Here is a 26014-nt window from a genome sequence, read left to right on the forward strand (position 1 = left end):
GCGATTAGCATGTAGTAGGATCTGGCAGTAAAAATTTCACATTAAAAAGGATGGGTATTCATGGGATAAAAAAAGTTGTGTATTTTTAACTCCACACACAACTCAATAGCCACGTTTTATGACCACCAAAAGACAAATACTTATTAAAAACGGTTTATTTTTCTCAGGAGACAAAGCTGAAAAAGCCACCGTAAAAGATATTTTAATTCTCGAGGATGGTCGGATAGGAAAAATTGGAAGCCTTGATGCCAATGCTGATGTTGAAGTAATTGACGCTACAGGCAAATGGATTGTACCTGGTTTTATCGATTCGCATACCCATTATGATGCTGAAGTCATTGCCTCTCCAGGTCTTAAAGAGTCGGCACGGCATGGTGTGACCTCCATAATTTTGGGCAGCTGTTCCGTGAGTGCTATTTACAATTCTCCCGAAGATGTTTCTGATTCGTTTACAAGAGTTGAGGCCATTCCGCGAGACATAATGCTTCCCTTGTTAGAACGCGTAAAAAACTGGAATACCGCTTCAGAATGGAAAGCGTACATCAAGAGCCTACCGTTGGGCATCAATGTCGCCTCCTTTGTAGGCCATTCAGATCTACGCATGAAAGCCATGGGCATTGAACGTTCATTAAAAGCTAATGAAACGGCCACTAAAGCAGAGCAGGTGGCTATGAACAACATGCTCAGTAACGCATTAGACGAAGGGTTTATAGGCCTGTCCACTATAGACAATCCGTGGGACAAAATGGATGGCGACCGGTATTGGTCACACAAAACCCCATCATTTTATTCATCATGGAAAGAACGTAAAGACCTCATCGAATTGCTTCGCGACAGAGACGCTATTTTACAAGGCGCGCCAAATTTGGTCACCCGAGTGAATGCACTCAATTATATGTTGGCGAGTTCAGGCGTATTTAGAAAGCCGCTCAAAACGACCATGATTGCAATGATGGACCTTATTGGTGACCGCTATATTTTACCTTTAATCTCTACTGCCAGTACCGCTATAAATCGTTTGGCCAACGCCAACTTTAGGATGCAGTCACCTCCAGTGCCTTTTACTGTTTACTATGACGGTGTCGATTCGGTCATGTTTGAAGAATTCCCGAGTGGCGAAGCTATGAGACATTTGGCTAAAAAATTGGATGAGCGCAATGACATGATTAAGGATCCTGAATTCAGAGCCTCTTTCAAAAAGGAAATCACTAACAAATTTGCCCCTAAAGTGTGGCATAAAGATTTAAGTAAAGCAGTGATTTTGGAGTCGCCAGATGACAGTATGATAGGACGAAATTTTTATGAGCTCGCCGAAGAGAAGAAGTTGCATCCGGTAGACTATTTCTTAGATGCCATTATTGATTATGACAAAAAAATCAGATGGACTACCACGATAGCCAATGACCGCTTGGAAAAATATGATCATATTTATAACCACCCCTATAACCTGATCAGTTTTTCAGATGCCGGGGCACACTTAAATAATATGGCATTTTATAATTTCCCGTTGAAAATGATAAAAGTGGTTCAGGAATCTATAGACCGTGGCAAACCCATTATGAGTATGGAGAAATGTATTTGGCGATTGACCAAAGAACAAGGGGATTGGTTTGGTTTGGACTGCGGACATTTGGCCGAAGGGAAAATTGCTGATTTGGTACTCATTGACCCCTCAAAATTTGATACCATCACGGAAACTGTAGAGATGGGCCAGATTGAAGAGTTTAATAATTACGAAAGACTTGTCAACAGAAATCCCGGTACCGTATCAAGAGTGATGGTGGGTGGAAAGACCATTTTTTCAAAAGATGAGTTTGTTTCTGATTATGCGACCACCACCACCTATGGCAGGTTTTTAGAAAAGGTTCAAAACTAGTGTCAACATAGTGTTTTAACTCCTGTTGCTTTTGCTGTAGCATCCCCCTTAAAATCGTATTATTTCAATTATTCTCAAGAAATAGATTCTTTTTAGGCCATAAGAAACCAGTGAATTACAACTGTTGCAATTCACAAAGGTTTTCAGCTTATAAAATTAACATCATATGCCTGATTGTTTGGTTAATTTCTAGTCTTCTCAATCATATGATTGATGACCTTTGTATGTTCGTGCTGAGGACTGAACATTATAATTTCAGAATCCTGAATCACTTTTACATTATGTCCTGGAGGCCAATAAAAAAGCTCGTTAGCATCTACTGTTTCTTCTTTGCCAGCTACATCTGTAGTTGTGAGTTGTCCTTTTGTAAGAAATCCCCAATGCGGACATTGACATAAATTACCTTCCAATCCAATAAATAAAGGCGTCGTGTCTACACCTGCAGAAAGACTAAAATATTCTGCACTAATTTTTCCTAATCCGGAAGCATCTCCAAAATCCGTTTGCTGACGGATAATAGCGCCAGGAATTTCCATTTTGACTTGAATGTCGTCTTTTGCAACTTTCATAATTACACTTATTAAATGATAAGGATACTATTATCCTTATAAGAGTAGTACCTCCATTGTGAGGATTAAATCACTTAAAACAACCTCACAATAGATTTTTTATTCCCAATACTAAATTAGTCGAATTACGCTCATTATCAAAGCCTTAAAACATATATTAAATTTATATGCCGCATATTTAAATATGAATTGGTGTTCATAATTTGTTTATATGGGTAATGCTCCCAAAGACCTTATAGCACACCACACTCGAAAAGGAGAATATATTACAGTATTAAAAACCATCCACCATTTATTCTATCTTTGCGCAACTAAAATATACGATGGTTTTACTTTCATCACCTTTACAGGGATTTACAGATTTCAGATTTCGCAATGCATTCCATCATTATTTTGGAGGCATTGATACGTATTATGCGCCCTATATCAGACTCAATGGGAAACTGAAAATTAAACAATCTTATCAGAACGACTTGTTACCGGAAAATAATAGCACGCTAGAAGTCATTCCGCAAGTCATTACCAATGATGCTGAGGAGTTTTTGTTTGTTGCTAAGTACGTGCAAAGTTTGGGCTATAAAGAACTGAATTGGAATTTGGGCTGTCCGTACCCAATGGTTACCAAGTCGGGCATGGGTTCTGGATTAATTTGTAACCCTACAAGAATCGATGAGATTTTACATAGAGCACATAACGAAACTGATATTTTAGTTTCGATGAAAATGCGGATGGGATATGAACATGCCGAAGAGATTCTCGATGCATTTCCTATACTAGACCAATATCCGTTGAAAAATATTGCCATTCACGCCAGAATTGGAAAACAACTCTACAAAGGCCCTGTAAATCTAGAGGCTTTTGAAAAATGCATCACCAGTACCAAGCACAAGTTATATTATAATGGCGACATTACAAGTGTTACAGCTTTTAAAGCCATTGAAGAGCGTTTTCCAAGTATGGATCACTTTATGATTGGTCGTGGATTAATTGCCGATCCATTTTTGCCAAGCATGATCAAAAAAAATACTACAGAATACCCACAAAACAGATGGGCTATTTTTTCAGAATTTCATGACACCATTTACCAGCAATATGATGCATACTTGTCTGGGCCCACCCCAATTAAAATGAAGATGTTAGGATTTTGGGAGTTTTTCTCACAATCGACCTCCAATCCGCAAAAAGTCTTTAAAGCCATAAAAAAGGCTGCAAACCCAGTAAAATATAGACAAGCGGTTGTTCAGATTATCAATACAGAATTAAAAGCATCAAAGTCATAATTACAAACTTATTAGTTAACCTCAGCGGCTGTACTCGCTAGAGTTTCCAATGCTTGGGTAATCTGATCTAATTGCTCAGCATGGCCTTCCAATTGATGTTTTGCCTTTAAGAATGCAGGATTGTTGTAGGATATAAACACCGTTCCGTCAGCACCTTGCCAAACTAACATTTTCTGTGGCAAGTCTAACCCGATACTTCTAGAAGATTGCATTAAAGGGGTCCCAAGTTTAGGATTTCCAAACATGATGACTTTGGTAGGTCGCAGTTCCATAGCCACACTTTGCGCATTCTGTTGATGGTCCAATTCGGCCATAATGCTTAAATTTTCATTAGCTTCTATGCTCAATTTTAATGTATTGTAGGTCGTTTCAAAATCATTTGAACTTTTAATACTTACCACACCTTTGTGCAAACCAACATCTTGCTCAGTAGTGAGTTCTCCTTGCCCATTAACCGCAGTCCCAACTATGTTTTTGAGTGCATCTGCAATTTTTGAAAGACTTTCTACCTCCGCTACTCCAAAACGCGAGGCCAAATATTGTGTACTATTATACATTACAAAAACGCTATTTTGGTCTTCGTAGAATAATACCTTTAAAGGCAAGTCTAATCCTGCCAATTGGTCTTTTTGCATAAGTGATGTGCCAAGCTTCGGATTTCCAAATAAAATAACTTTAGTGGGCGGCAACTCCATTCCGACTGAAGCTGCATTTTTACCATGATCAATTTCCTGAACAATTTCGATGTTCTCGTTTTTAGAAAGTGTAGCCTTTAAATTGGTGTACATCAAATCTAATTTTGAGGGTGTTTTAAAAAACATTACTCCAGAAGCTGAAGTTGGGGTTACAGATGCCTCCGTTTTAATTTTTTTGGGCTCCTCTCCGCAGGAATTTAAAAATAAAGCAAAAGCGAAAACTAGTGATAACCGTGTCATAGTCAAATTTTTTCTTTTAAGTTAAAAATCTATTCACGTATTAAAATTAATCTTAACAGATGTTTAACGTTAGTCAATCTTACTGAAATATAATCAATTACATAATCTATCATATTTTAATTGTAAAACAAATCACACCAAGTAGCAAGTAATATGCGGTTCAGGAATTTACCTGAATCGTTATTTGTACATTGGAACACTTCCCACATAAAACTAATGCATTGCGCCCCTTCCAAGTTAGAACTACGTTTTAAAAAATCGAATGATCTGAACGCTTGTAAAATGTAGCCTAACGATTTTTATAGTCATAATTGTGGACATTTTCTCATTCCACAAAGAAGATGATTATTCTTATAAATATTTGATTATGAACATATTACATATTTAAATATTTAGTACCTTAGCTCATCATCAGACCTTTACTGATTTTATAGCTAATGGTTTCGCGTCAATAAGCAGCCATTGATAACTCAAAATTCTTGACATCATGAACTACATAATGTATATCATAATGTTTCTGTACACATTCCATGTGTCCGCTCAAAATGATGTCTATGACAACACCTTTGTTCGAATTTATAATGTGGAGGGTAAAAAAACAAATAAAGGTAAGATAATGTCAATTTCTAAATCGTCAATAGAATTATACTCAAGAGGCAATACCCTAACCATTCCATTACACACCATTGGAATAATTAAGACCAAGCGCTCAGCCGGTAATAATATAGGTAAGGGCGCCTTAATTGGCGGAAGCTCACTGGCCTTGATTGGCTTACTATCTGGAGATGATAAGGGAGGGTTTATCTCATTTACCGCTGCTGATAAAACATTATTCGGATTAGTTAGTGGAAGTCTGTTTGGAGGGCTTGTAGGTGGTATTACTGCCATATTTAAAAATTCGGATCATTTTATCATTGATGGTAATGAAATGGCACTGGAAAAATTCAGAAATAGGATGTTACGAATAGAATGACCTCTGTTCCGCAAACAGCCGAGGACACTACATACTGAATTATCAAATACATCATATGCGATGATTAATACCTATCTTCTGAGATTTCGTATTAGAATTATAAAATGATACATAAGCAAAAAAAATCCAATTATAATTTAACATATATCTCACACCTATTTCAGAATGACATTAATGTTACTGATATGACCTGTTTCAACTCAGTTTGATTTTTATAATTGCTAAATGGACACTTGCGTAAATCTTCGCTCATACTAAAAATTCAGCACGAAATAACCTTAAGATAAAACTAACGGAATCATGAAGACAAAATTCCAATTTTTTGAATCGGAAATCTTCTGGATAGCCCAAATTGATATTTTCAAAATTTAATTTTAGGTCATGGCGTTTCAAACAAAATTGAGAGTATAATTATAAATAAGGTCAATATCGTATCGTAATAACGGATTTTACTCGAAAATATATTATTTTAAACGCATTAACTACGCACATTATGAAAATTACACCCCTTATTATCGTTCTATTATGTATTGTTTGTGCTTCATGCCAACAAAAACCTATGCATGACATCGATTTCGATTCAAAACAGCACAAATTAATTTTCATTGCTTCAGAGGATGTCACGCCAGAATCGCCCAATACATTTAAAAGGCAGCATAATAATTTTTATATTGATGACATAGGCGTCCTAAATAAAATCAAAAACCAATTCATACAAGATAAGAGAGACATACCAACCGGCTTTAAGTCGGAATATGACATCTCTGTAGTTGACGCTAAAAACGACCAGCTTTTCAATGGTAAATTAGACCTCTCCAATGGTGTATTATTGGCGTCCGATTCTTATTATGATTTCAGTACAGCGCTGACTTTAATTCCAGAGAAATTTCTCAAGCCTTTAGAAAAGCTGAGAATTGAAGTCAATTCCATGAAAAACGCGAAAAAGCTTATCAACATTATTGAAGATCATAACGGAATTATTTATGGAAGTTTAAATTTTAGAACAAAAATTAAAGCCTATAATGGCATGACAATCCTAAAAGTAAAAAAAGACTATCTCAACGCTAGTGAAATTACCGAAGAGACCACTCTAAAGGTGAAAAATGATTTAAAAAAATTAGGAGATGTATTTGTAGAGGTATCGTATTGCAATGATCCGGACTATTGCACCTTCTATATATACACTGAAAAATTAAACGCCGATGCTATTCCATCTGCCTATAAAATTGTAAAACCGCTATCAGACACCCTCTTAGAGCCTATTGTAGTTTACAATGTATCAGTGGAAACCTTAAGAACTGCTATGAAAGCAAAAGATTTTACTATGGACATCACACGATACAATTAGACAGTTTTGCTTAACCCTCTACATTTTATAGCCTTCCAATTCCTACTAGCGCATTAGTAACCACTACTCATATGAAAAACCTTCTCTACCTACTCCTTTGTTTCAGCCTTTTAGGCGCCTGTAAAGTAAAGCAAGAACAAACAATCGACCTTAAAATCATGTCCTATAATATCCGTCATGGCAAAGGATTAGACACCATACTCGATTTGTCCCGAGCTGCGGCAATTATAAAAAACCAAGCGCCAGATCTATGCGGTTTACAGGAGGTAGACCATTTTATTAAACGGTCAGATAGTGTGGACCAAACAGGCTATTTGGCCCGAGAGACGAAAATGAAGGGCACTTTTGGTAAATTTATGGCGTATCAAAATGGCGAATATGGGATGGCCACCTTATCGGCCAAGCCATTAACCTCAACAAAAATATTGCAATTACCGGATGGAAAATATGAGCCACGCACCTCTATCGTTCATGAAGTTGCCCTAGCTAAAGATTGCACCATTGTATTTGCCAATGTACACTTTGATTGGATTAGTGGCAAAGAAGGCAGCGCCAACCGTTTAAATCAGGCCAAAGCACTTGTAGCTTATATTGACAGCTTACAAAAAGCAACCATCATAACAGGCGATTTCAATTGCACCCCAGATTCGCCCACCATGCAGTATTTCGCGGAGCAAGGTTTTGTATTTGTAGAAAAAGGAGCGGACAATTTAAGCTTTCAAGGTGAGGAGACATCTGAAATTGACCACCTCATTTATAGAAATTCTGATCTCGTAAAATTTAAAAGCAAAAGCATTCAATTACTTGACGAACCCATCGGTTCTGACCACCGACCATTAGTGGTGGAATTGGAAGTTACTTTTTAATTATTATGTAGACATGATTCTTGATTCGTATCAAATTCACCTCCAAGACGATCAGAAAGCCACAATTTTTTAAAAATAAAAAGAGGAGTTTCCACTGACCCTCATACAAGCATTGTACGTTTAGATTTAGCACTAAAAATTTACAGTTACCTATTCAGAAACACACATATATATAACCGTAAACAGTCTGCAAGAGTAAGCCCTACAATTTCATAAATATTTACCTTTGTTTTTTGAAACGAAAATTATGGCTACCCACAACACCACAATAACATCTCATAACAGAAAGTTAAGTCTGGACGAATTGCATTTAAGTACTGAAATTAGGGATAAACTCAACCAACTGATTGAAGAATTCACCTTTATAGAGGCGCTTAATAAGCTCAACATTCCCGTGGATAATAAAATCTTATTACACGGAAAAACTGGTTGTGGAAAAACAGCAACGGCCCATGCTATTGGGAGCGCCTTAAAAAAGGAAGTCATAACCCTTAATTTAGGTGGTTTTGTATCTTCCAGATTGGGGGAAACTGGAAAAAATATTGCTGAAATATTTAAAAAAGCCTCCTATGGCAATGCCGTTTTATTTATAGACGAATTTGATTTTATTGGTAAGATCAGAGATTATGACGCTAAAGATTCAGGTGAAATGCAACGCTTAGTCAATATTCTTATCCAACAAATTGACAATTTACCGGATACTTCATTGTTGATTTGCGCCACCAATCATGTAGAAATCATTGATACCGCTCTATTGCGAAGGTTTCAAATTAAATTATATTATGAATTGCCAACCGTTGGACAACTCGATAGCTATTATGACAGCATATTAGTCCATTTTCCAGAAGATGTGAACACCATTAAGAGAGCTTATAACATCTCGTATGCTGAGGCTAAAGACAGCGCCTATCAGCAAATCAAAGCGAACGTTATCAGCCTAGAAAAGAAGAAACTGCAATAGCTTTTAGTTCTATAATAATCTTATCCAACACATAAGGCTTTACTTGCACATTTGCCTTATTTTTATATAAAACTAGCAATGGGATGATTAGAGCCTACACACATCAGGACCAATTACAGCTTATTGAGCTCTTAAGACAAAACATTCCTGCGTCTTTTGACCCTTCTGAGGAACAGGATTTTTTGGAATATCTTAAAAACGGCTTGGAAGATTATTTTGTGTATGAAGCACATTCCACAATTCTCGGTGCTGGCGGCATCAATTACTTTCCTGAGAAACAACTGGCCCGAATGTAATGGGATATGGTGGACCCAAAAATGCATGGCAAAGACATCGGAAAAAAATTACTTGAATTCCGCTTAAATCATGTTAAAAACCACGCAAATGTAAAAATGATAGATGTGCGTACTTCACAACTCGCTTTTAAGTACTATCAAAAATTTGGGTTCGAATTGAAGCGTATCGAAAAAGACTATTGGGCAAAAAACTTTGACCTCTATCATATGCTACTGCACCATAAAACAGCATAGACATCTACAGCACTTTTGAAGTAAAAATCGAAATTTTCTACATTCTAACGAATCAGCTTATAAAACCATGTTCTTACTGAGTTCCAGTCCTAATAAAATCAAATTATTACCCACAAGTTTGAAGACTTTCGCATTCAGTTTTAATTTGTTAACTTCAGTGTTTTATCCCGCATAGACCCATAATTTAGGTCATGTGCGAGCATTAGTCCAACACTTAAAACCTAATCATATGAGACCGCTATTATTCAGCCTAATAACTTTAGTGCTTTTTTCTTGCAACCAAGAGAGCAACAATACGACAGATTTACAAAATCGCATTGACAGTTTGGAGCTGAAGCTAGCAGACACCTACAAGCCCGGTTTTGGCGATTTTATGGGCATCCTTCAAACACACCACTCTAAATTGTGGTTTGCCGGGCAACATAAAAACTGGAAACTTGCCGACTTTGAAGTGCATGAGTTAATGGAAACGATTGAAGACATTCAAAAATTTCAGAGTGATCGCCAAGAAACCCCATTAATGACTATGATCATTCCACCATTAGACAGTATTGCTAAAGCTATTGAACAAAAAAACGCCGCGTTGTTTAGAACGAGCTACAGATCATTGACCAACGCCTGTAATACATGTCATCAGGCTGTGGAAATGGAATTTAATGTGGTGACCATACCCGAAACATCGCCCTATACAAATCAGGATTTCAAACCCGTTAATTAAAAAACACAACATCATGAATACAGAAAAAAAAGTCATCGTCATCACCGGAGGAGCTGGAGGAATCGGCCAAGCCTGTGCCAGAACGTTTAAAAATCAACCTCTAATTATTACAGACTATTCACAAGATCTTGTTGATAAAACCGTCAAATCACTTCAATCTGAAGGCTTCGATGCCACTGGCATAAGCTGTGACATTACCAATAAGGAAGATATAAAAAAACTGACCAATTTTGTCGTTAAAGCAGGTACTTTAAAAGCACTTGTCCATACCGCAGGAGTAAGCGGAAGCGCTAAAGACCTTAAGAAAGTTTTTACGATTGATCTGGTCGCTACTGAACTTTTAATAGACGCCTTTTACGAACTTGCCGCAAAAGATTCTGTAGCCGTTCTTCTTTCTTCAATGATGGCACATACCGTTCCGGCAAACAGAGTCTATGATGAGGCACTTAAAAATCCGCAAGCAACAGATTCTTTTGATATCGTGAGTCAGCATGTCAATAACAATGCTGACACCATGTACAATTTTGTAAAGCGGGGCGTACAATTACTCATGCATAAAAATGCTGGAAAATGGGGCGAAAAAGGCGCTAGAGTCGTCACGGTTTCACCCGGTGTTATAGAAACACCCATGGCATTAAAAGCCTCAGAAGAGCATCCCGAACGCATGAAAATGCTGAAAGAGGCAACACCATTAAAACGTAACGGTCAGCCCGAAGAGATTGCAGATGTGGTGCAATTTTTAGTGAGTGATGCGGCGCGATTTATTACAAGTACCGATATTTTAGTGGATGGCGGCGTTCTGCAAAATATCAAAAAGATGATGTCATAACCTACCTCTATATTTCTGAATCTAAAATTTGGAATCTGAACATATAAAGATTTATATTTCGAGTTCCTAATTTTAGCCTTATTGACACTGGATACTAAACTATTTTAAACCAACCTATTATTATTTTTGGTGATGCTCATCAAGGCTATAGTAATTGAAGCTAAGCCCAATTTGCAGCGCGATGCCATCCTCCATATTACCCAAATCTTAAACCCAACATGAAAAAAAACCTTATTTTCCTAGCCATCCTTATGATCTCCGCTTTGGCTCAAGCCCAATTCATAAAGGAGAAATCTCTTAATATCCAAATTGGATATGGTTTAAGCGGCCCCTATTATAGTAATGATGACATTGTAGACAGTGGTTTTTTTCTACAAGGGGAATACATTCTAAAAGCAGCTTCTTGGGTAGAGTTCAGGCCGTATGCAGGATTGATTATTACAAACTCGAATGGAAAAGACTTAAATGAAAATCCAACAAATGAAAAAGCTGAGACTAAAGCATTTTTAATGGGTGGTAAAGCTCGACTGAGAGCGCCAATTCCGTGGGTTGCACCCTATGTTGAAATTGGAATAGGCACGTCCATTGGAAAATTTGAAACCTATACGGCGTATACAAACATCCACAAAAGCGGTATAATCTATCATATCCCTTTTGCTTTCGGATTAGAGTTTGGGCGTGACCACAATTTTGATTTGGGATTCACCTATTATTTTCAACCAACGGTCGAACAGTATGCTGGCGCATTGGCGTTCGGGATTTCAATTCCCTTAAAATCTTAAATAATAGGATATTGAGCTCAATCCACAGCCTTCCTTTTGGATATGAAATTATGTATGGTAAATGCAAAGTGTAACGTCTGCACAAACATATAATTGACCAAAACATCCATTTAAATCTACTTATGATAAATCTTATAATTGTTCATAAGTAGATTTAATAATTTAAGGACCAAATTCAGAATAGGCCTTCTATCACCCCATCCTTATCTATAGTGATGCGTTCAGCAGCAGGAGTTGCTGGCAATCCTGGCATCCGCAACATATTGCCTGCAATAGGAATGATAAAACCAGCACCCGTAGCGATTTCAAACTCCCTGATGTGAATATTAAAATGTTCTGGCCTGCCCAATCGTTTTTGATCATCACTAAAACTTTTCTCAGTTTTGGCCATACATATCGGTAATTGGCCATAACCCATAGCCTCATATTTGCGTAGTTGCGTCTTTGCTAAATCACTTAAAACAACTGCATCGGCACCGTAAATGGTTTGACAGATCATTTTTAATTTGTGTTGTACTGAGTCTGCCAAATTATAAGTGGAGTGAAATTTCTGGGCACACGACTGCACGGCAACAAGCACCTTCTCAGCGAGATCCAAACACCCTTCTCCACCTTTCTCCCAACCATAGCTCAATGCAACAGGAATACCCAACAGCTCACAATGGTCTTCTATAATTTGAATTTCAGCTTGGGTATCTGAACTAAAAGCATTTATAGATACAACAATAGGAATCCCAAAACTCTTAAGGCTGGCAATATGGCCATCTAAATTAGGCAACCCCTTGATGAGGGCTGGCACATCTTCTTGGGTAATTTCTTTTAAGGATTTGCCACCATGATATTTTAAAGCTCTTATAGTGGCAACCACGACAATAGCTTTAGGTGAAATTCCTGCGGCGCGACATTTGATATTCAAAAACTTCTCCGCGCCTAAATCTGAGCCAAATCCGGCTTCAGTAATTGTATAATCACTTAAGGACATTCCCATTTTTGTTGCGACTATAGAATTTGTGCCTTGCGCAATATTAGCGAAAGGTCCGCCGTGGATAATTGCAGGGTTCCCTTCTAAGGTTTGAACTAAATTTGGTTTGATCGCATCTTTCAACACTACTGCCATTGCGCCTTCAGCGTTTAAATCTTTTGCATATACCGGTTTCCCTTCCCAAGTATCTGCTACATAAATATTTCCGCAGCGTTCTTTTAAATCCTCCAAATCAGATGCCATACATAATATGGCCATAATCTCGGAAGCGGCAGTAATATTAAACCCTGTTTCTCTAGGTACGCCTCCTGCTTTTCCTCCTAAGGCGGCAATAATATTGCGTAACCCGCGGTCATTCATATCCATACAGCGTTTCCAGATAACAGTTCTGGGGTCAATGCCCAAGTTCCTGCTTTTACTTTGGATGTTGTTTTCAATAAGCGCTGACAGCAAATTGTTCGCTTTTTCAATAGCGTGAAAATCGCCTGTAAAATGAAGATTTATATCCACCATAGGAATCACCTGACTCCAACCTCCACCGGCAGCACCACCTTTAATTCCAAATACAGGACCTAAACTTGGTTCCCTAAGGACTACGGTAGCTTTTTTATCTAATAAATTGAGCGCATCTACCAATCCTATTGAGGTGGTAGTCTTCCCTTCTCCTGGAGGGGTGGGCGTGATTGCGGTAACTAATATGAGATGACTCTCTTTTATCTTATGTTCATCAATGAGCTGTAACGGAAGTTTTGCCTTGTCATTACCGTAATATTGCAACTGTGCTTCAGAAATTCCCAATGTTTCTGCAACGTCTCTAATATGCTTGGGTTTAACGCTTTGGGCAATCTGTATTTCTGTCATAGGATGTGTAATTTTTTTTTGATGAATAAAGGTAAAAGACCACGCACTAAATTCATATGACCATTGTCATCTGAAAGTAAAATGCGGCCAAAATTCTATAAGTATGAGTTTCAAAAGTTGAAATAACTGCGTTTGCTTATCGTTAAAAATGTAACTTTGGATAGCGTTAATAATTCTTAGATTTTGAAAACCTTTATACACCTAAAATGAACAGCCCGAAACTGATAAAATACCTGAGCTCCAATCTTAAAATAAATGAAGAGGAGATTTTGTTATTGGCAAACGACTACCCTATCAAAAAAGTCGTAAAGGACGAGTTCTTATTAAGGGCCAATGAATTTAGCAAATACACCTACTTTATTGAAAAAGGACTTTTAAGACAGTATTCAATAGACAGTAAGGGCAAAGAGCACACCATATCCTTTGCTCCTGAAAATTGGTTTGTATCTGATAGGGAAAGCATTTATTTCAACGCCTCTTCTGCCTACTACATCCAAGCCTTGGAGGATAGTGAAATTGTCATGATAGATGAAGATTTTATTAAGAACCTTTCCATAAAAATCCCTGCGTTTACAGAATTCAATAACAAACTGCTTCACAATCATATTCGGCATTTGCAAAACCGCATCCATATGCTCCTAAGCTCCAATGCAGAAGAGCGCTATTTAGAGTTTGTGGCCATGTATCCTGACATTTTATTGCGCGTACCCCAAACCATGGTGGCTTCGTATTTAGGAATAACGCCAGAGAGTTTGAGCCGTGTCCGAAAGGAGTTGGCGCGAAAAAACTTCAGGTCTTAAAAATTAATTCGCTTGTAATTATCCTATTAAAATTTCCACAACAGATTCTGTATGCCATGTTCGCTTTTCCACACCTGGCATATTTTACTAAAAAGTCATTTCTTAACATACATCAATGCACAGCAGTTTAATTGCCCGTAAATTTGTAATAAATTAAAACGTTTAACATAAAAAAACATAATAACATGGCAAACTGGAAATTAGACCCAACACATTCTGAAATTGAATTTAAAGTAAAACACATGATGATTTCAACGGTAACTGGAAGCTTTAGCGAATTTGACGCTACTGTTGACGCAGCCGATGACAGCTTCAAAAATGCACAATTCGATTTTAGTGCAAAAATAGATTCTATCAGCACTAAAAATAGCGACAGAGACACACACTTAAAATCAGACGATTTTTTCAACGCTGAAAAATTCCCACAACTAACCTTTAAGTCGACGTCTTTTGATGGCGAGAAATTGGTTGGAGATCTGACCATTAGAGACATCACTAAAGAAGTAACTCTTGATGTCGATTTTAACGGTATCGCTGAAGATCCTTACGGACAAACAAAAGCTGGTTTTGAAGCTACAGGTACAATTAATCGTAAAGATTTCAATCTAAACTGGAGCGCCGTTACAGAAGCCGGAAACATTGTAGTAAGTGATAAAGTTAAGTTAATTGCTAATCTTCAATTTATCAAACAATAAATAACCCCCGAGGTTTTAATAAAGGTCAGTTGGTTAGCAAGTCATCATTCATATTTTGATGGGACACTAACTTCTGACCTTTATTTTTTTAATTAAATATATGTATTATGAAAACAAGAACAGTAGAATTAGTTGCGAGTCCTCGCGAGCCACATTTTGTTGGCGACGGTTTTCGCGTTCATAATTTTATACCTAGCAGCTACGGAATGGATATGCAACGCATGAGTCCGTTTTTAATGTTAGATTATAATTCCACCTATGCTTTTCCTCCATCCAATAAACCTAAAGGCGTTGGTGTACACCCGCATAAAGGATTTGAAACAGTAACAATTGCCTATAAAGGTAAAGTTGCACATCACGACAGCAGTGGCGGTGGTGGCGTAATTGGTGAGGGCGACATACAGTGGATGACCGCAGCCAAAGGCATACTTCATAAAGAATATCACGACAAAGAGTGGAGCAAAACAGGTGGCGATTTCCAAATGGTTCAACTATGGGTAAATCTTCCGGCCAAGGACAAAAAGTCCGACCCAAAATACCAAGCTATAAAAAATGAAGACGTTCCTGTACATACACTACCTGAAGGTGCTGGAAGTGTTGAAGTTATTGCTGGAGATTATAAAGGGACCACAGGAGCAGCTTCAACTTTTACCCCTGTACATTTATTCAATGCCAAGTTGCATAAAGGCGGAACAGCAGAATTTCAGTTTCCTGAGAATTATAACACCGCACTCCTTGTACTTGAAGGGTCAATTGTGGTTAACGGCAAAGAAAAAACACCTACAGACCATTTGGCACTGATGGCGAATGATGGCGAAAATTTTAATATTGAAGCTACTGAGGACGCCTTGGTATTGGTATTAAGCGGGGAACCCATCAATGAACCAATTGCAGCCCAAGGCCCTTTTGTGATGAATACTAGAGCAGAATTGATTGAGGCATTTAATGATTTCAATATTGGGAAATTTGGATATTTAGAAGATTAATATCATTAAGTCACTTCAAAGGCCTCCTAATTTCTTGGGAAAAAATTAAGAAGAAATATGGAAAAATGGCATAGATTGAGTAACTTTTGAGGATATATATAACTAAATAAGCGAACTATGGAAAAGAAACTTCAACTCCCCAACATTCCCTATAAAGAAAATGTGAAAACGAAGATGACTTTACATCTGTTTTTGCAAATTATAGGTAAGATTCGTCTTAAAATGACCCCTAGAAAAAATCATTGGTGGTACATTACAGAATATATTAACACACGCGGCTTTACCACAGGACCAGTACCCTACAATACAGGTGCTGATCAATTTGACATTACAATTAATGTCCAAAACCATCAATTGGAAGTCAATACAAGTAGAGGCGATTATGAGCACTTTGCATTGGATGATAAACTGACCGTGGCCGAGTTTTATACCAATGTTATGGACATTTTTAAGAAGCTCAACATTCCAGTGGCCATTGTAGATGTTCCTTATGATTTGGATATAGACAAACCCTTCAAAAAAATTAAGGAATACCATCATTATGATGCCAACTATGTTAAAGATCTATGGCGAACACTCTTATGGATTAACAATGTATTTGAAGAATTTAGTGGAAGATTTTATGGCAAAACATGTCCGGTGCAATTGTACTGGCATTCCTTTGATTTAGTTGTCACGAGATTCTCCGGCAATGAAGCACCGCCTTTGCCTGCAGAAGCACGACTCTCAGATAAAGATGCCTACACGCATGAGTGTATAAGTTTCGGCTTTTGGGCAGGCGATGAAAATGTACCAGAACCGGCATTTTATTCTTACACCTACCCTTCACCAGATGGGATAGACAAGGAAACCATTAAACCTTCGTCGGCAGAATGGATTGAAAGCAACGGCAGTCCCATGGCACTTTTAAAATACAAAGACCTATTACAGTCAGAAAACCCAAGACAGGATTTACTTAATTTTTTAGAATCCACCTATCAAGCAGGTGCAAAAAAAGCCAATTGGGATATTAACAAATTTAGAGTCCCTGATTTAGAAGACCTTTAAGTATCAAATCTCAAAAAATCATAACAACAATTAAACATTTAAAAATGACTAAAATAGAACGAGAAGACAACGGGAAGAAAGGACGATTCGTTATTTATGATAATGATGAAGCAGCTGGCGAAATGACGTTTACTTGGGCCGGAAAAGAAAAATTCATCATTGATCATACTGAAGTTGATCCTAAATTTGAAGGCAAAGGATACGCCAAACAACTCGTTATGGCTGGTGTAGACTATGCGCGTGATACTGATTCTAAAATCATACCACTCTGTCCGTATGCAAAAGCAAGGTTTGATCGCGATGAAAATATACGAGACGTTTTAGCATAAAAAAAACATAAAAAATTACAGAAATCTATGTCTAATACCGAATTAATTATAGAAGAACGCGCTGCCGATATTGGAAACTTTATGGTGGGCCGATTGTTGCCATTCAGACAAAAGCGTGCCGTAGGCCCGTTTACCTTTATTGACCATATGGGACCTGCAGCCATGACTAAAGATGAACATCTAGATGTGCCGCCTCACCCTCATATTGGGCTATCTACCCTTACCTATTTGTTTGAAGGCTCCATTCAGCACAAGGATAGTTTAGGTTCTGATGTTGAAATTAAACCTGGAGCCGTTAATTGGATGACCGCAGGTAAAGGCGTTGTCCATTCTGAGAGAACACCAGAATATTTAAGGAACTCTGAAAAATCATTACACGGACTCCAAATTTGGGTGGCCTTGCCAAAACACTTGGAGCAATCTGAACCCACGTTTTTCCATATTGAAGAAAATGACATTCCACAATGGACGGAACAAGGTGCACAATTTAAATTGATTGCCGGGAAAGCTTTTGATAAAACCTCACCCGTCCCTGTACATAGTGAGTTGTATTTTATTGAAATAAAAAGCACCGATAAGCAGCAGATTACCATTGGAGAAGACCTGTATGGTGAAAGCGCTTTATACATTTTAGAAGGCAGCATCAATGCTGACGGGTACAATTACGGGCCAAAACAAATATTAGTGGCCAAAGATAGCACCTTATGTTCCTTTGAAATGGAGCCCGATACCACCATTTATATTTTTGGGGGCGTTCCTTTTGAGGAAGAACGCTATATCCATTGGAATTTTGTGAATTCTGACAAAGAAGTCATTGAAAAAGCTAAAAAAGATTGGAAAGCCCAGAATCTTGAAGCGTTTCCTAAAGTAATAGGAGATGAAAATGACTATGTACCGCTGCCAGAACCACGTAGATTATGAAAACAGGACGATTGGAAGCTTTTAGTGATGGTGTTCTGGCCATCATTATTACCATTATGGTTTTAGGTATGAGTGCGCCAGAAGATTATCATTTTGAAGCGCTAAAACCAATAATACCAGTGTTTTTAACCTACGTGTTGAGTTTTATCTATTTAGGAATTTATTGGAACAACCACCACCATTTGTTACATGCTGTCAATAAGGTTAACGGTACCATTTTGTGGGCTAACCTTAATTTGCTGTTTTGGCTATCATTATTTCCATTTGCAACAGATTGGATGGGAAAAAATCATTTTGAAGCCAACCCTACAGCTATTTATGGCATCGTATTATTGATGGCAGCTATTGCCTTTAAAATTATGGTGTATTGTGTTATTAAGAATGAAGGCAAAGATTCAAACGTTGGAAAGGTTTATAGTAAGGATAAACGAATGAATTTATCATTGTTATTATATGCTTTAGGAGTTGTCATATCTTTCTTTTTTCCTATACTGAGTTTGGCCATATACCTTGCCGTTGCCCTAATGTGGATTATTCCAGATAAGCGAATTGAAAAAACGATAAATGATTGATTATGGACACAAAAGTATATTCCAACGGAGACGTTACGACCTTATGGAAAGCTGAAAAATGCATCCATTCTGGCATATGTGTAAAAACGCTGCCTCAAGTTTACAATCCAAAAGAGAGACCTTGGATAAAACCTGAAAATGCAAGCACTCCAGAACTATATTGATCAAGTTTCAAAATGTCCGTCAGGGGCTTTAAGTATTAAGCGTTGATGTGAGTATTAAGAATTTACATGTAAGTATTAAGAATTGAGTAATGAGATAAATAATGGACAAGGAGCGTTTTTAGAAACTGCTCTCTTGTCCATTTTCATATTTACACTACTTCTGTAATGACTTTGTAATTCAACTTTTAAAAACGGTTTGCTTTTCAATGCCCAATTTCTTCATTTTAGCAAATAAGGTTTTGGCATTCATATCTAGAATTCCTGCAGCGCCGTTCACCCCACTCACCTTTCCGTCCGTGCGTTTTAAAACCTCAATAATATGCTGTTTCTGAGCTTCCTCGAAAGTTAAAAGTTCTGCGGTTTTAATAGGGCCAGATGTGGTAGGCATCCAACTACCTGTATTTAAAGTGGTACCATTTTCTACAATAACCGCGCGTTCAATTAAATTTTCCAATTCTCTAATGTTTCCAGGATAATTATAGGCCATCAAAGCATCCACTGTTTTTTTAGACAAGCGCTTAAAGGCTTTTCCTGCTTTAGATGAAAATTTTTCTAAGAAGAATTGCGCTAATAGCGGAATGTCTTCCTTACGCTCTCTTAGCGGAATATTGTAAATAGGAAATACGTTTAACCGGTAATATAGATCTTCCCTAAATGTCCCTTCCTTAATCATATCTTCCAATTTTCTATTGGTGGCAGCAATCACCCTTACATCTACTTTAATAGTGCGTGTACCTCCCAATTCGTCAAACTCGCCTTCTTGCAACACACGCAATAACTTAGATTGTAAGTCTATGGGCATTTCGCCAATTTCATCAAGAAAAATGGTCCCACCATCTGCCAAGGTAAATTTCCCGACCTTGTCCGTTACGGCGCCCGTAAAAGCACCTTTTTTATGACCAAACAATTCGCTTTCAATCAGTTCTTTTGGCAGGGTAGCACAATTCACCTTTATTAACGCTCTGTTTTTTCCCAAACTGTTGGTGTGGATTGCACTGGCCAACAACTCTTTACCTGTACCAGACTCCCCTGTAATCAAAACGGTTGTATCGGTAGGAGCTACAAGGTGTACTTGTTCTAAAACTTTGGAATAAATTTCACTCTTGCATACAATATTATCCGCATTAATTTTATCGCTAATTTCCTCTTGTAAATATTCATTTTCATGTTCGAGGCGCTCCTTTAAAGATTTTATTTCTTCTAAGGCCTCATATAATTTTAAATCACGCTTTTTACGCTCTGTCACATTTCTGATAACCGCGCAATTATAGTCTTCTCCATTATAGCGTAAATGGTTTGCTGATATCTCAACAGGAAACTTGGTGCCATCGGTTTTAAGGGCCAACCATTCAAATCTGAGTAAGCCCTTGTCCACAATTTCATTAAAATGCTCTTTCCACCATTTTTCAGTAATTGTAGGATCTAATTTAAATATCGTGATGGATTCCAATTGCTTTTTGCTATATCCCAACTGATTCATTACAGACACACTGTAATGGATCAATTCACCTTTTCTATTGAATACATAAATTAAATCTTCAACATTATCGATCACTTCCTTAAAGAGCTGAAGGTTGTTTTCCTTTAATTGTCGTTCGGTAATGTCCTGATAAACACCAACAATTTTATAGACCTTATCGCCTTTTAACACCGGTTTGGCAACAGCTCTAATAAATTTAGAAGGGTGCCCTTTGGTTTCCAAGACTTCATCATAAGCAGCAGAGGTTCTCATAACGCCACGGAGCAGGTTTTTAATTTTTTCTGGATCTTTAAATTGATGTATAATATTTGCGGGGGTGAGTGCTTCAGAATCTTCGGCATTAAAAATTTTCAAGGCTTCAGTAGTGGCTATGATAGACCCATCTTGTAAGTTCAACTTCCAACCCCCAACATTGGCAATATCCTGGGTACTGTCCATCAAACTTTTATAAAAACTGGAATGTGAAATATCATTAACAATGGCACAGATGATATTATTTCTGTTATTTGAGAAAAACTGCGTAAAAACCTCAACTTCGTAAAACTTTCCACTTTTACTTTTATGAGAGCCCTTAAAATAATAGGTCTGTTCACGTTTAACAGTAGCCCAATGTTTAGCCCAACTCTCCTGAGTAACCGTAGGATTGATATCAAATATGGATAGCTTCAATAGTTCAGCCTTGTTATAGCCTAACCGATTGCGAAATTTTTCGTTTGCGTACAACAGTTTTCCTGTTTCATCCAACCACATAACCTCATAAGGTAAGGTTTCCACCAACCAATCTTTTACCAACGTCTCTTGCAACATAACAGTTTAGCATTTGTTTAACCCCGTAAAAATATATATAAATTTTCTCATATAATAGAAATTTCTATTAATTAAGAATATATAATCTCCATTTTTATAATTTAAATAATTGATTTACAGCAACTTATATCATTGGCACAAGATTAGCTTAGTATATGTCAAATGCTACAAAAATGAAACGTAAAGAATTTATAAGAAAAGCAATTGCAGGAGGCGCACTAACAGTTATTGGTGCTACAACCTTTGCAAGTGTTTCAAATATAAAAAGAATTACTCGTAACGAAAATATAAACACAACATTGCCTAATAAAGGGGCAACATCACTAAATAAAGAAAGACAAATTATGAAAACAGTACTTCACAAATCAGATACAAGAGGAAATGCGAACCACGGATGGCTAAAATCCAGACACACATTTAGTTTTGCAAATTATCACGACCCAGAGCGTATGAACTTTGGCGTTTTAAGAGTTTTAAATGACGATATGGTTTCGGAGAATCAAGGCTTTGGAACACATCCGCATAGAGACATGGAAATAATCTCCATTCCACTGGAAGGCGATCTTAAGCATCAAGATAATATGGGCAATGAAACCGTAATCAGAGAAGGTGACATTCAGGTGATGAGTGCCGGAACAGGCGTCATGCATTCTGAATACAACAACAATCCTGACAAACCGGTAAAATTTTTACAAATCTGGGTAATTCCAAATAAACAGAATGTAAAACCACGTTACGATCAAATCACCCTAGAAACAGCGGACCGTAAAAACAAGTTACAACAAGTGTTATCGCCTAACGAAGCTGATGCTGGGGTTTGGATCCACCAAAATGCTTGGTTTAATATGACCAATTTAGAAAACGGCAAAGAACTTCAATACAAGTTAAATGATGCACAAAAAAATGGTGTTTACGCTTTTATTTTAAAAGGTGATGTCACCATTAACGGACAAGCACTCAATGAAAGGGATGGCCTTGGTATCTGGGAAGTAGAGTCTTTAGATATTAAAGCAGACAGTGATACTGAAATTCTATTGATGGAAGTACCAATGACAATGTAAGTAATTTTTAACCAAATATAAACGTCAGAAATGATACAAATTAAACAACTAAAACAATGAAAACAATTAAATTAACATTCGTATTACTTTTAGCAATGACCACTAGTGTTTTTGCTCAAAAACCAAGTGCTGAACTTTTAACCCCAACCAACCATTCCCTATTACTGATTGACCACGAAGGCCAAATGGGCTTTGCAGTTAATGGCATAGACCCGGTACAATTGCGCAACAACGTTGGTTTGGTAGCTGGAGCTTCAAAAATCTTCAACATCCCAACAGTAGTGACAACAGTGGCCGCCGAGTCATTTTCTGGGCCAGTTTTTCCGGAAATTTCTGAATTTTACCCTAATGAAGCGGAATATGTTGACAGAACGACCATGAACACTTGGGAAGATGTAAACGCCCACAAAGCAATTACAGGCAAAAACAAGAAAAAAATTGTTATGGCAGGACTTTGGACGAGTGTCTGTATAGTTGGACCGGCAATGTCTGCTATTGCTGAAGGTTATGAGGTATATATCATTACAGATGCATCTGGAGACATTTCTCAGGAAGCGCATGATATGGCCGTACAAAGAATGATTCAAGTTGGCGCTAAACCTATCACCTCTATGCAATATTTACTAGAGTTACAACGTGATTGGGCTAGAGGCGAAACTTATGAAGCAGTTAACCAATTAGCAATGCGTTTTGGTGGAGGATACGGTCTTGGTATCCAATATGCTAGAAAAATGCTTAAGCACTAAAAACAACTAACAAAGCGCTTTACTTAGTTTAAGTGAAGCGCTTTTTAAACTTAAATGAAATGAAACAACTCTTAGCACTATTAATTTTTGCGGTTACGTTGGCCTCTTGCAAGGAGGAAGCAAAAAAAGATACCGTATCAGCAGATCTAATTGTTACCAATGCAAAGGTAGCGGTTATGAATGCTAATAGAACAACTACAGAAGCCATTGCTGTAAAGGATGGAAAAGTTTTAGCTACAGGATCTAACGATGAGATTTTGAAGTATAAAACAGACGATACAAAAGTGATTGACGCCAAAGGTAGAACACTTATTCCTGGTTTAAATGATTCGCATCTTCACCTTACCAGAGGAGGACGTTTTTATAATGCTGAATTGCGTTGGGATGGTGTAAAAACCTTGAAACGAGCGTTAGAACTGTTGAAAGAACAGGCCGAAAGAACACCTGAAGGTCAATGGGTTAGAGTTATCGGTGGCTGGAGCCCTTACCAATTTGAAGAACAACGCTTCCCTACCCCTGAAGAAATCAATGAAGCCACAGGAGATGTACCTACATTTGTATTATTTCTGTATAGTAGAGGTTGGCTAAACCAAGCAGGTTTAAAAGCTTTAAATATTGACGAAAACACCAAAGCTCCAGAAGGCAGCTCTTTTGAAAAAGGACCTAATGGCAAACTGACCGGTGTACTTCTTGCAGAACCTAATCCTGGCATTTTATACGCAAGAATTGGAGCCTTACCTGCATTATCAGAAGACGATATGGTAAATGGAACCAAACATTTTTATAGAGAACTCAATAGCTTAGGCATTACCAGCGGCATTGATGCTGGAGGTGGAGGCCATAAATTTCCTAAAGATTATACAGGCACAAAAGTATTGGCTGAGGCAGGAGAAATGCCTATCCGATTATCTTACTATTTATTTCCACAAAATAAAGGGGAAGAATATGCCGAGTTTCAAGAATGGATGGCAAATAACGAGGTGGGTCACAATGGCGAAATCCATTTAGATCACGGTTATGAACTAGAAGGCGGTGGTGAGTTTTTAGCTTGGAGTGCTGGAGATTTCGAAAACTTTTTGGCACCTCAACCCATGTTGGAAGAACGCCCAACTTGGAGAGAAGATTTAAAAAAGATCCTAAGATTACATGTTGATAAAGGATGGCCTTTCAGAATTCACGCTACCTATGGCGAAACTATTGGTCATATGTTAGATGTAATTGAAGAAGTCAATACAGAAACGAATGGAAAATTAGCGTCAGAACGTTGGATGTTTGACCATGCCGAAACGGTAAGCGAAGCGGATTTAAAGCGTATTAAAGCTTTAAATGGCGGCGTTGCCATACAAGCGAGAATGGCCTATGCAGGAGAATTTTTTGTAGAGCGCTATGGTGCAGATAAAGCAAAACAAGCTCCGCCTGTTAAAAAGATGATGGAGATGGGCCTCCCTGTAGGAGCAGGTACTGATGGTACTCGTGTAGCAAGCTACAATCCGTGGCCGGCATTGTATTGGTTAATTACCGGCAAGACTGTAGGCGATTTCCAATTGGCTGAAGCTGCCAATAAATTGACCAGAGAAGAAGCCTTACACCTTTATACAAAAGGGAGTGCTTGGGTATCTAAAGAAGAAAATGTAAAAGGAACCTTAGAAAACGGCATGTTTGCAGATTTCGCCATTTTATCTGACGATTATTTTACAGTTCCAGAAAAAGAAATCAATAATATCAAATCGGTGTTAACCGTTGTTGGCGGAAAAGTTGTATATGTTTCTAACGAATACGAAAACCTGAGTCCAACATTACCAGAAATAACCCCAGATTGGTCGCCAATTAAATATTATGGCGGCTACCAAAAGAATTAATTTAGAAGTTGTCAATGAAATCAATAAATAACATCCTTTTTAATCCCGGGGCATACAGTAACCAAATTGCCATAACACTTTTAATACTTCGCCTAACTGCAGGTATCTTGATGCTCACTCATGGCTATGGTAAATTAGAGAGATTGTTTGGCAGCGATCCTATTCAGTTTGCCGATCCTCTAGGGGTAGGTGCACCAGCATCGCTTGCGCTTACAGTTTTTGCAGAATTTGTTTGCTCAATACTATTGATATTTGGCTTAACTACTCGAGTAGCGGCCGTACCTCTGCTTATTACCATGTTAATTGTAACCTTTGTTATACACAGTAGCGATGGGTTAGGCAAACAGGAACTTCCGCTTTTATACTCTGCCATATATATAGCCCTTGCAGTTTTAGGAGCTGGTAAGTACTCAATTGATGCAATGATTTTTAATAAAGTAAAGCATTAGGCGAGCATAAATAAACAGATAGAAATAAAATAATTATTCAACATTAAAATAAAAAAAAATGGAAACAACAGTAAAAACAAAATGGAATATAGATACCGCACATTCTGAAATCAGCTTTAAAGTGAAGCATATGATGATTTCTACAGTGACTGGTCACTTTACAGATTTTGATGCAACAGTTGAAACGGAAAATGAAGATTTTATCAATGCAGATTTCAGCTTTACAGCAAAAACAGCATCTATCAACACTTCTAATAAAGATAGAGATGCACATTTAAAATCTGATGATTTCTTTAATGCAGAGAAATACCCTGAAATGACTTTTAAATCAAAATCATTTGACGGCAACACTTTAGTAGGAGATCTTACCATCAGAGATGTGACTAAAGAAATCAAATTAGATGTCGACTTCAATGGTATTGCAGTAGACCCTTACGGACAGACCAAGGCAGGATTTGAAGCTACTGGAAGTCTTAACCGAAAAGACTTTAACCTTACTTGGAGTGCCGTAACTGAGGCAGGCAGTATTGTAGTAAGTGATACTGTGAAACTTCTTATCGACTTGCAGTTTATTAAAGCATAAGCAAG

At 37.6% G+C, this 26014-nt stretch carries 28 protein-coding genes; 24 read left to right on the top strand and 4 right to left on the bottom strand.

All coding sequences use genetic code 11. The annotated features are described in order from the left end of the window. Nucleotides 1-118 precede the first annotated feature (118 nt). Nucleotides 119-1876 (top strand): N-acyl-D-amino-acid deacylase family protein, encoded by a 1758-nt coding sequence (locus BXY82_RS14525; protein ID WP_133758961.1) that lies wholly within the window; start codon nt 119-121, stop codon nt 1874-1876. A 182-nt stretch (nt 1877-2058) separates the two neighbouring features. Here BXY82_RS14525 and BXY82_RS14530 read toward each other — a convergent pair whose 3' ends face one another. Then, entirely contained in the window at nt 2059-2445 is a 387-nt protein-coding gene (locus tag BXY82_RS14530) for a cupin domain-containing protein (RefSeq protein ID WP_133758962.1), read from the bottom strand. Nucleotides 2446-2768: 323 nt separating this feature from the next. On the opposite strand from BXY82_RS14530, the gene BXY82_RS14535 reads away from it, so the two are divergent. Next, nucleotides 2769-3725, top strand: a complete 957-nt coding sequence (locus BXY82_RS14535) for a tRNA dihydrouridine synthase (protein ID WP_133758963.1) — start codon at nt 2769-2771, stop codon at nt 3723-3725. 11 nt (nt 3726-3736) lie between these two features. Here the strand turns inward: BXY82_RS14535 and BXY82_RS14540 are convergent, their stop codons facing one another. Beyond that, on the bottom strand, nt 3737-4660 hold the full coding sequence (locus tag BXY82_RS14540) for a DUF302 domain-containing protein (RefSeq protein ID WP_133758964.1): 924 nt from the start codon (nt 4658-4660) through the stop codon (nt 3737-3739). Between the two features lie 487 nt (nt 4661-5147). Between BXY82_RS14540 and BXY82_RS14545 the strand changes: the two genes are divergently transcribed. The 9 genes from BXY82_RS14545 (at nt 5148) to BXY82_RS14580 (ending at nt 11667) form a co-directional block, all read left to right on the top strand. Further along, nucleotides 5148-5633, top strand: coding sequence for a hypothetical protein (locus BXY82_RS14545; RefSeq protein WP_133758965.1), 486 nt, complete (start codon nt 5148-5150; stop codon nt 5631-5633). A 493-nt stretch (nt 5634-6126) separates the two neighbouring features. After that, nucleotides 6127-6981, top strand: a complete 855-nt coding sequence (locus BXY82_RS14550) for a hypothetical protein (RefSeq protein WP_133758966.1) — start codon at nt 6127-6129, stop codon at nt 6979-6981. Nucleotides 6982-7052: 71 nt separating this feature from the next. Beyond that, nucleotides 7053-7847 carry an endonuclease/exonuclease/phosphatase family protein gene (locus BXY82_RS14555; RefSeq protein ID WP_133758967.1) on the top strand — a complete coding sequence of 265 codons (795 nt, stop codon included), beginning with the start codon at nt 7053-7055 and terminating at the stop codon, nt 7845-7847. 247 nt (nt 7848-8094) lie between these two features. Beyond that, nucleotides 8095-8808, top strand: a complete 714-nt coding sequence (locus BXY82_RS14560; RefSeq protein ID WP_133758968.1) for an AAA family ATPase — start codon at nt 8095-8097, stop codon at nt 8806-8808. Nucleotides 8809-8891: 83 nt separating this feature from the next. Next, nucleotides 8892-9104, top strand: a complete 213-nt coding sequence (locus BXY82_RS15535; protein WP_208293708.1) for a hypothetical protein — start codon at nt 8892-8894, stop codon at nt 9102-9104. Nucleotides 9105-9110: 6 nt separating this feature from the next. Beyond that, entirely contained in the window at nt 9111-9338 is a 228-nt protein-coding gene (locus BXY82_RS15540) for a GNAT family N-acetyltransferase (protein WP_208293709.1), read from the top strand. 229 nt (nt 9339-9567) lie between these two features. Further along, a complete protein-coding gene (locus tag BXY82_RS14570) occupies nt 9568-10056 on the top strand; it encodes a hypothetical protein (protein WP_133758969.1) in 489 nt (162 codons plus the stop codon). 13 nt (nt 10057-10069) lie between these two features. After that, on the top strand, nt 10070-10885 hold the full coding sequence (locus BXY82_RS14575) for an SDR family oxidoreductase (RefSeq protein WP_133758970.1): 816 nt from the start codon (nt 10070-10072) through the stop codon (nt 10883-10885). 218 nt (nt 10886-11103) lie between these two features. Then, nucleotides 11104-11667, top strand: coding sequence for an outer membrane beta-barrel protein (locus BXY82_RS14580; RefSeq protein ID WP_133758971.1), 564 nt, complete (start codon nt 11104-11106; stop codon nt 11665-11667). Nucleotides 11668-11842: 175 nt separating this feature from the next. Here the strand turns inward: BXY82_RS14580 and BXY82_RS14585 are convergent, their stop codons facing one another. Further along, nucleotides 11843-13510 carry a formate--tetrahydrofolate ligase gene (locus BXY82_RS14585; RefSeq protein ID WP_133758972.1) on the bottom strand — a complete coding sequence of 556 codons (1668 nt, stop codon included), beginning with the start codon at nt 13508-13510 and terminating at the stop codon, nt 11843-11845. Nucleotides 13511-13716: 206 nt separating this feature from the next. Between BXY82_RS14585 and BXY82_RS14590 the strand changes: the two genes are divergently transcribed. From BXY82_RS14590 to BXY82_RS14625, 8 genes are all read left to right on the top strand, one after another. Further along, a complete protein-coding gene (locus BXY82_RS14590) occupies nt 13717-14310 on the top strand; it encodes a Crp/Fnr family transcriptional regulator (RefSeq protein ID WP_133758973.1) in 594 nt (197 codons plus the stop codon). Between the two features lie 185 nt (nt 14311-14495). Further along, a complete protein-coding gene (locus tag BXY82_RS14595) occupies nt 14496-15005 on the top strand; it encodes a YceI family protein (RefSeq protein WP_133758974.1) in 510 nt (169 codons plus the stop codon). Between the two features lie 107 nt (nt 15006-15112). Then, nucleotides 15113-15991 carry a pirin family protein gene (locus BXY82_RS14600; protein WP_133758975.1) on the top strand — a complete coding sequence of 293 codons (879 nt, stop codon included), beginning with the start codon at nt 15113-15115 and terminating at the stop codon, nt 15989-15991. A 117-nt stretch (nt 15992-16108) separates the two neighbouring features. Continuing rightward, on the top strand, nt 16109-17038 hold the full coding sequence (locus BXY82_RS14605) for a DUF5996 family protein (RefSeq protein WP_133758976.1): 930 nt from the start codon (nt 16109-16111) through the stop codon (nt 17036-17038). 44 nt (nt 17039-17082) lie between these two features. Next, nucleotides 17083-17367 carry a GNAT family N-acetyltransferase gene (locus BXY82_RS14610; protein ID WP_133758977.1) on the top strand — a complete coding sequence of 95 codons (285 nt, stop codon included), beginning with the start codon at nt 17083-17085 and terminating at the stop codon, nt 17365-17367. Nucleotides 17368-17394: 27 nt separating this feature from the next. Further along, a complete protein-coding gene (locus BXY82_RS14615; protein ID WP_133758978.1) occupies nt 17395-18288 on the top strand; it encodes a pirin family protein in 894 nt (297 codons plus the stop codon). Continuing rightward, nucleotides 18285-18860, top strand: a complete 576-nt coding sequence (locus BXY82_RS14620; RefSeq protein ID WP_133758979.1) for a TMEM175 family protein — start codon at nt 18285-18287, stop codon at nt 18858-18860. The genes BXY82_RS14615 and BXY82_RS14620 overlap by 4 nt, the downstream gene beginning before the upstream one ends. 2 nt (nt 18861-18862) lie before the next feature. After that, nucleotides 18863-19024, top strand: a complete 162-nt coding sequence (locus BXY82_RS14625; protein WP_317128599.1) for a (4Fe-4S)-binding protein — start codon at nt 18863-18865, stop codon at nt 19022-19024. A 178-nt stretch (nt 19025-19202) separates the two neighbouring features. On the opposite strand, the gene BXY82_RS14630 is transcribed toward BXY82_RS14625, so the two are convergent. Next, nucleotides 19203-21311 carry a sigma 54-interacting transcriptional regulator gene (locus BXY82_RS14630; protein WP_133758980.1) on the bottom strand — a complete coding sequence of 703 codons (2109 nt, stop codon included), beginning with the start codon at nt 21309-21311 and terminating at the stop codon, nt 19203-19205. A 344-nt stretch (nt 21312-21655) separates the two neighbouring features. Here BXY82_RS14630 and BXY82_RS14635 point away from each other — a divergent pair, with 344 nt between their 5' ends. Genes BXY82_RS14635 through BXY82_RS14655 form a run of 5 tightly spaced genes read left to right on the top strand, consistent with a single transcriptional unit; the run spans nt 21656 to nt 26009 of the window. Beyond that, complete coding sequence (locus BXY82_RS14635; RefSeq protein WP_208293712.1) at nt 21656-22372, top strand: pirin family protein; 717 nt, start codon at nt 21656-21658, stop codon at nt 22370-22372. A gap of 56 nt (nt 22373-22428) precedes the next feature. Continuing rightward, nucleotides 22429-23118 carry a hydrolase gene (locus tag BXY82_RS14640; protein WP_133758982.1) on the top strand — a complete coding sequence of 230 codons (690 nt, stop codon included), beginning with the start codon at nt 22429-22431 and terminating at the stop codon, nt 23116-23118. A 59-nt stretch (nt 23119-23177) separates the two neighbouring features. Continuing rightward, nucleotides 23178-24977 carry an amidohydrolase gene (locus tag BXY82_RS14645; protein ID WP_133758983.1) on the top strand — a complete coding sequence of 600 codons (1800 nt, stop codon included), beginning with the start codon at nt 23178-23180 and terminating at the stop codon, nt 24975-24977. 14 nt (nt 24978-24991) lie between these two features. Further along, nucleotides 24992-25426, top strand: a complete 435-nt coding sequence (locus tag BXY82_RS14650; protein ID WP_133758984.1) for a DoxX family protein — start codon at nt 24992-24994, stop codon at nt 25424-25426. Between the two features lie 58 nt (nt 25427-25484). Next, on the top strand, nt 25485-26009 hold the full coding sequence (locus BXY82_RS14655) for a YceI family protein (protein ID WP_133758985.1): 525 nt from the start codon (nt 25485-25487) through the stop codon (nt 26007-26009). Nucleotides 26010-26014: the final 5 nt, after the last annotated feature.

The organism is Gelidibacter sediminis (assembly GCF_004364975.1).
In the GTDB taxonomy this organism is placed as follows: Bacteria; Bacteroidota; Bacteroidia; order Flavobacteriales; family Flavobacteriaceae; genus Gelidibacter; species Gelidibacter sediminis.

Excerpts from the sequence above, each read along its gene's own strand:
- BXY82_RS14525 (WP_133758961.1), top strand. The coding sequence starts at position 119 with ATGACCACCAAAAGACAAATACTTATTAAAAACGGTTTATTTTTCTCA.
- BXY82_RS14530 (WP_133758962.1), bottom strand. The coding sequence starts at position 2,445 with ATGAAAGTTGCAAAAGACGACATTCAAGTCAAAATGGAAATTCCTGGC.
- BXY82_RS14535 (WP_133758963.1), top strand. The coding sequence starts at position 2,769 with ATGGTTTTACTTTCATCACCTTTACAGGGATTTACAGATTTCAGATTT.
- BXY82_RS14540 (WP_133758964.1), bottom strand. The coding sequence starts at position 4,660 with ATGACACGGTTATCACTAGTTTTCGCTTTTGCTTTATTTTTAAATTCC.
- BXY82_RS14545 (WP_133758965.1), top strand. The coding sequence starts at position 5,148 with ATGAACTACATAATGTATATCATAATGTTTCTGTACACATTCCATGTG.
- BXY82_RS14550 (WP_133758966.1), top strand. The coding sequence starts at position 6,127 with ATGAAAATTACACCCCTTATTATCGTTCTATTATGTATTGTTTGTGCT.
- BXY82_RS14555 (WP_133758967.1), top strand. The coding sequence starts at position 7,053 with ATGAAAAACCTTCTCTACCTACTCCTTTGTTTCAGCCTTTTAGGCGCC.
- BXY82_RS14560 (WP_133758968.1), top strand. The coding sequence starts at position 8,095 with ATGGCTACCCACAACACCACAATAACATCTCATAACAGAAAGTTAAGT.
- BXY82_RS15535 (WP_208293708.1), top strand. The coding sequence starts at position 8,892 with ATGATTAGAGCCTACACACATCAGGACCAATTACAGCTTATTGAGCTC.
- BXY82_RS15540 (WP_208293709.1), top strand. The coding sequence starts at position 9,111 with ATGGTGGACCCAAAAATGCATGGCAAAGACATCGGAAAAAAATTACTT.
- BXY82_RS14570 (WP_133758969.1), top strand. The coding sequence starts at position 9,568 with ATGAGACCGCTATTATTCAGCCTAATAACTTTAGTGCTTTTTTCTTGC.
- BXY82_RS14575 (WP_133758970.1), top strand. The coding sequence starts at position 10,070 with ATGAATACAGAAAAAAAAGTCATCGTCATCACCGGAGGAGCTGGAGGA.
- BXY82_RS14580 (WP_133758971.1), top strand. The coding sequence starts at position 11,104 with ATGAAAAAAAACCTTATTTTCCTAGCCATCCTTATGATCTCCGCTTTG.
- BXY82_RS14585 (WP_133758972.1), bottom strand. The coding sequence starts at position 13,510 with ATGACAGAAATACAGATTGCCCAAAGCGTTAAACCCAAGCATATTAGA.
- BXY82_RS14590 (WP_133758973.1), top strand. The coding sequence starts at position 13,717 with ATGAACAGCCCGAAACTGATAAAATACCTGAGCTCCAATCTTAAAATA.
- BXY82_RS14595 (WP_133758974.1), top strand. The coding sequence starts at position 14,496 with ATGGCAAACTGGAAATTAGACCCAACACATTCTGAAATTGAATTTAAA.
- BXY82_RS14600 (WP_133758975.1), top strand. The coding sequence starts at position 15,113 with ATGAAAACAAGAACAGTAGAATTAGTTGCGAGTCCTCGCGAGCCACAT.
- BXY82_RS14605 (WP_133758976.1), top strand. The coding sequence starts at position 16,109 with ATGGAAAAGAAACTTCAACTCCCCAACATTCCCTATAAAGAAAATGTG.
- BXY82_RS14610 (WP_133758977.1), top strand. The coding sequence starts at position 17,083 with ATGACTAAAATAGAACGAGAAGACAACGGGAAGAAAGGACGATTCGTT.
- BXY82_RS14615 (WP_133758978.1), top strand. The coding sequence starts at position 17,395 with ATGTCTAATACCGAATTAATTATAGAAGAACGCGCTGCCGATATTGGA.
- BXY82_RS14620 (WP_133758979.1), top strand. The coding sequence starts at position 18,285 with ATGAAAACAGGACGATTGGAAGCTTTTAGTGATGGTGTTCTGGCCATC.
- BXY82_RS14625 (WP_317128599.1), top strand. The coding sequence starts at position 18,863 with ATGGACACAAAAGTATATTCCAACGGAGACGTTACGACCTTATGGAAA.
- BXY82_RS14630 (WP_133758980.1), bottom strand. The coding sequence starts at position 21,311 with ATGTTGCAAGAGACGTTGGTAAAAGATTGGTTGGTGGAAACCTTACCT.
- BXY82_RS14635 (WP_208293712.1), top strand. The coding sequence starts at position 21,656 with ATGAAAACAGTACTTCACAAATCAGATACAAGAGGAAATGCGAACCAC.
- BXY82_RS14640 (WP_133758982.1), top strand. The coding sequence starts at position 22,429 with ATGAAAACAATTAAATTAACATTCGTATTACTTTTAGCAATGACCACT.
- BXY82_RS14645 (WP_133758983.1), top strand. The coding sequence starts at position 23,178 with ATGAAACAACTCTTAGCACTATTAATTTTTGCGGTTACGTTGGCCTCT.
- BXY82_RS14650 (WP_133758984.1), top strand. The coding sequence starts at position 24,992 with ATGAAATCAATAAATAACATCCTTTTTAATCCCGGGGCATACAGTAAC.
- BXY82_RS14655 (WP_133758985.1), top strand. The coding sequence starts at position 25,485 with ATGGAAACAACAGTAAAAACAAAATGGAATATAGATACCGCACATTCT.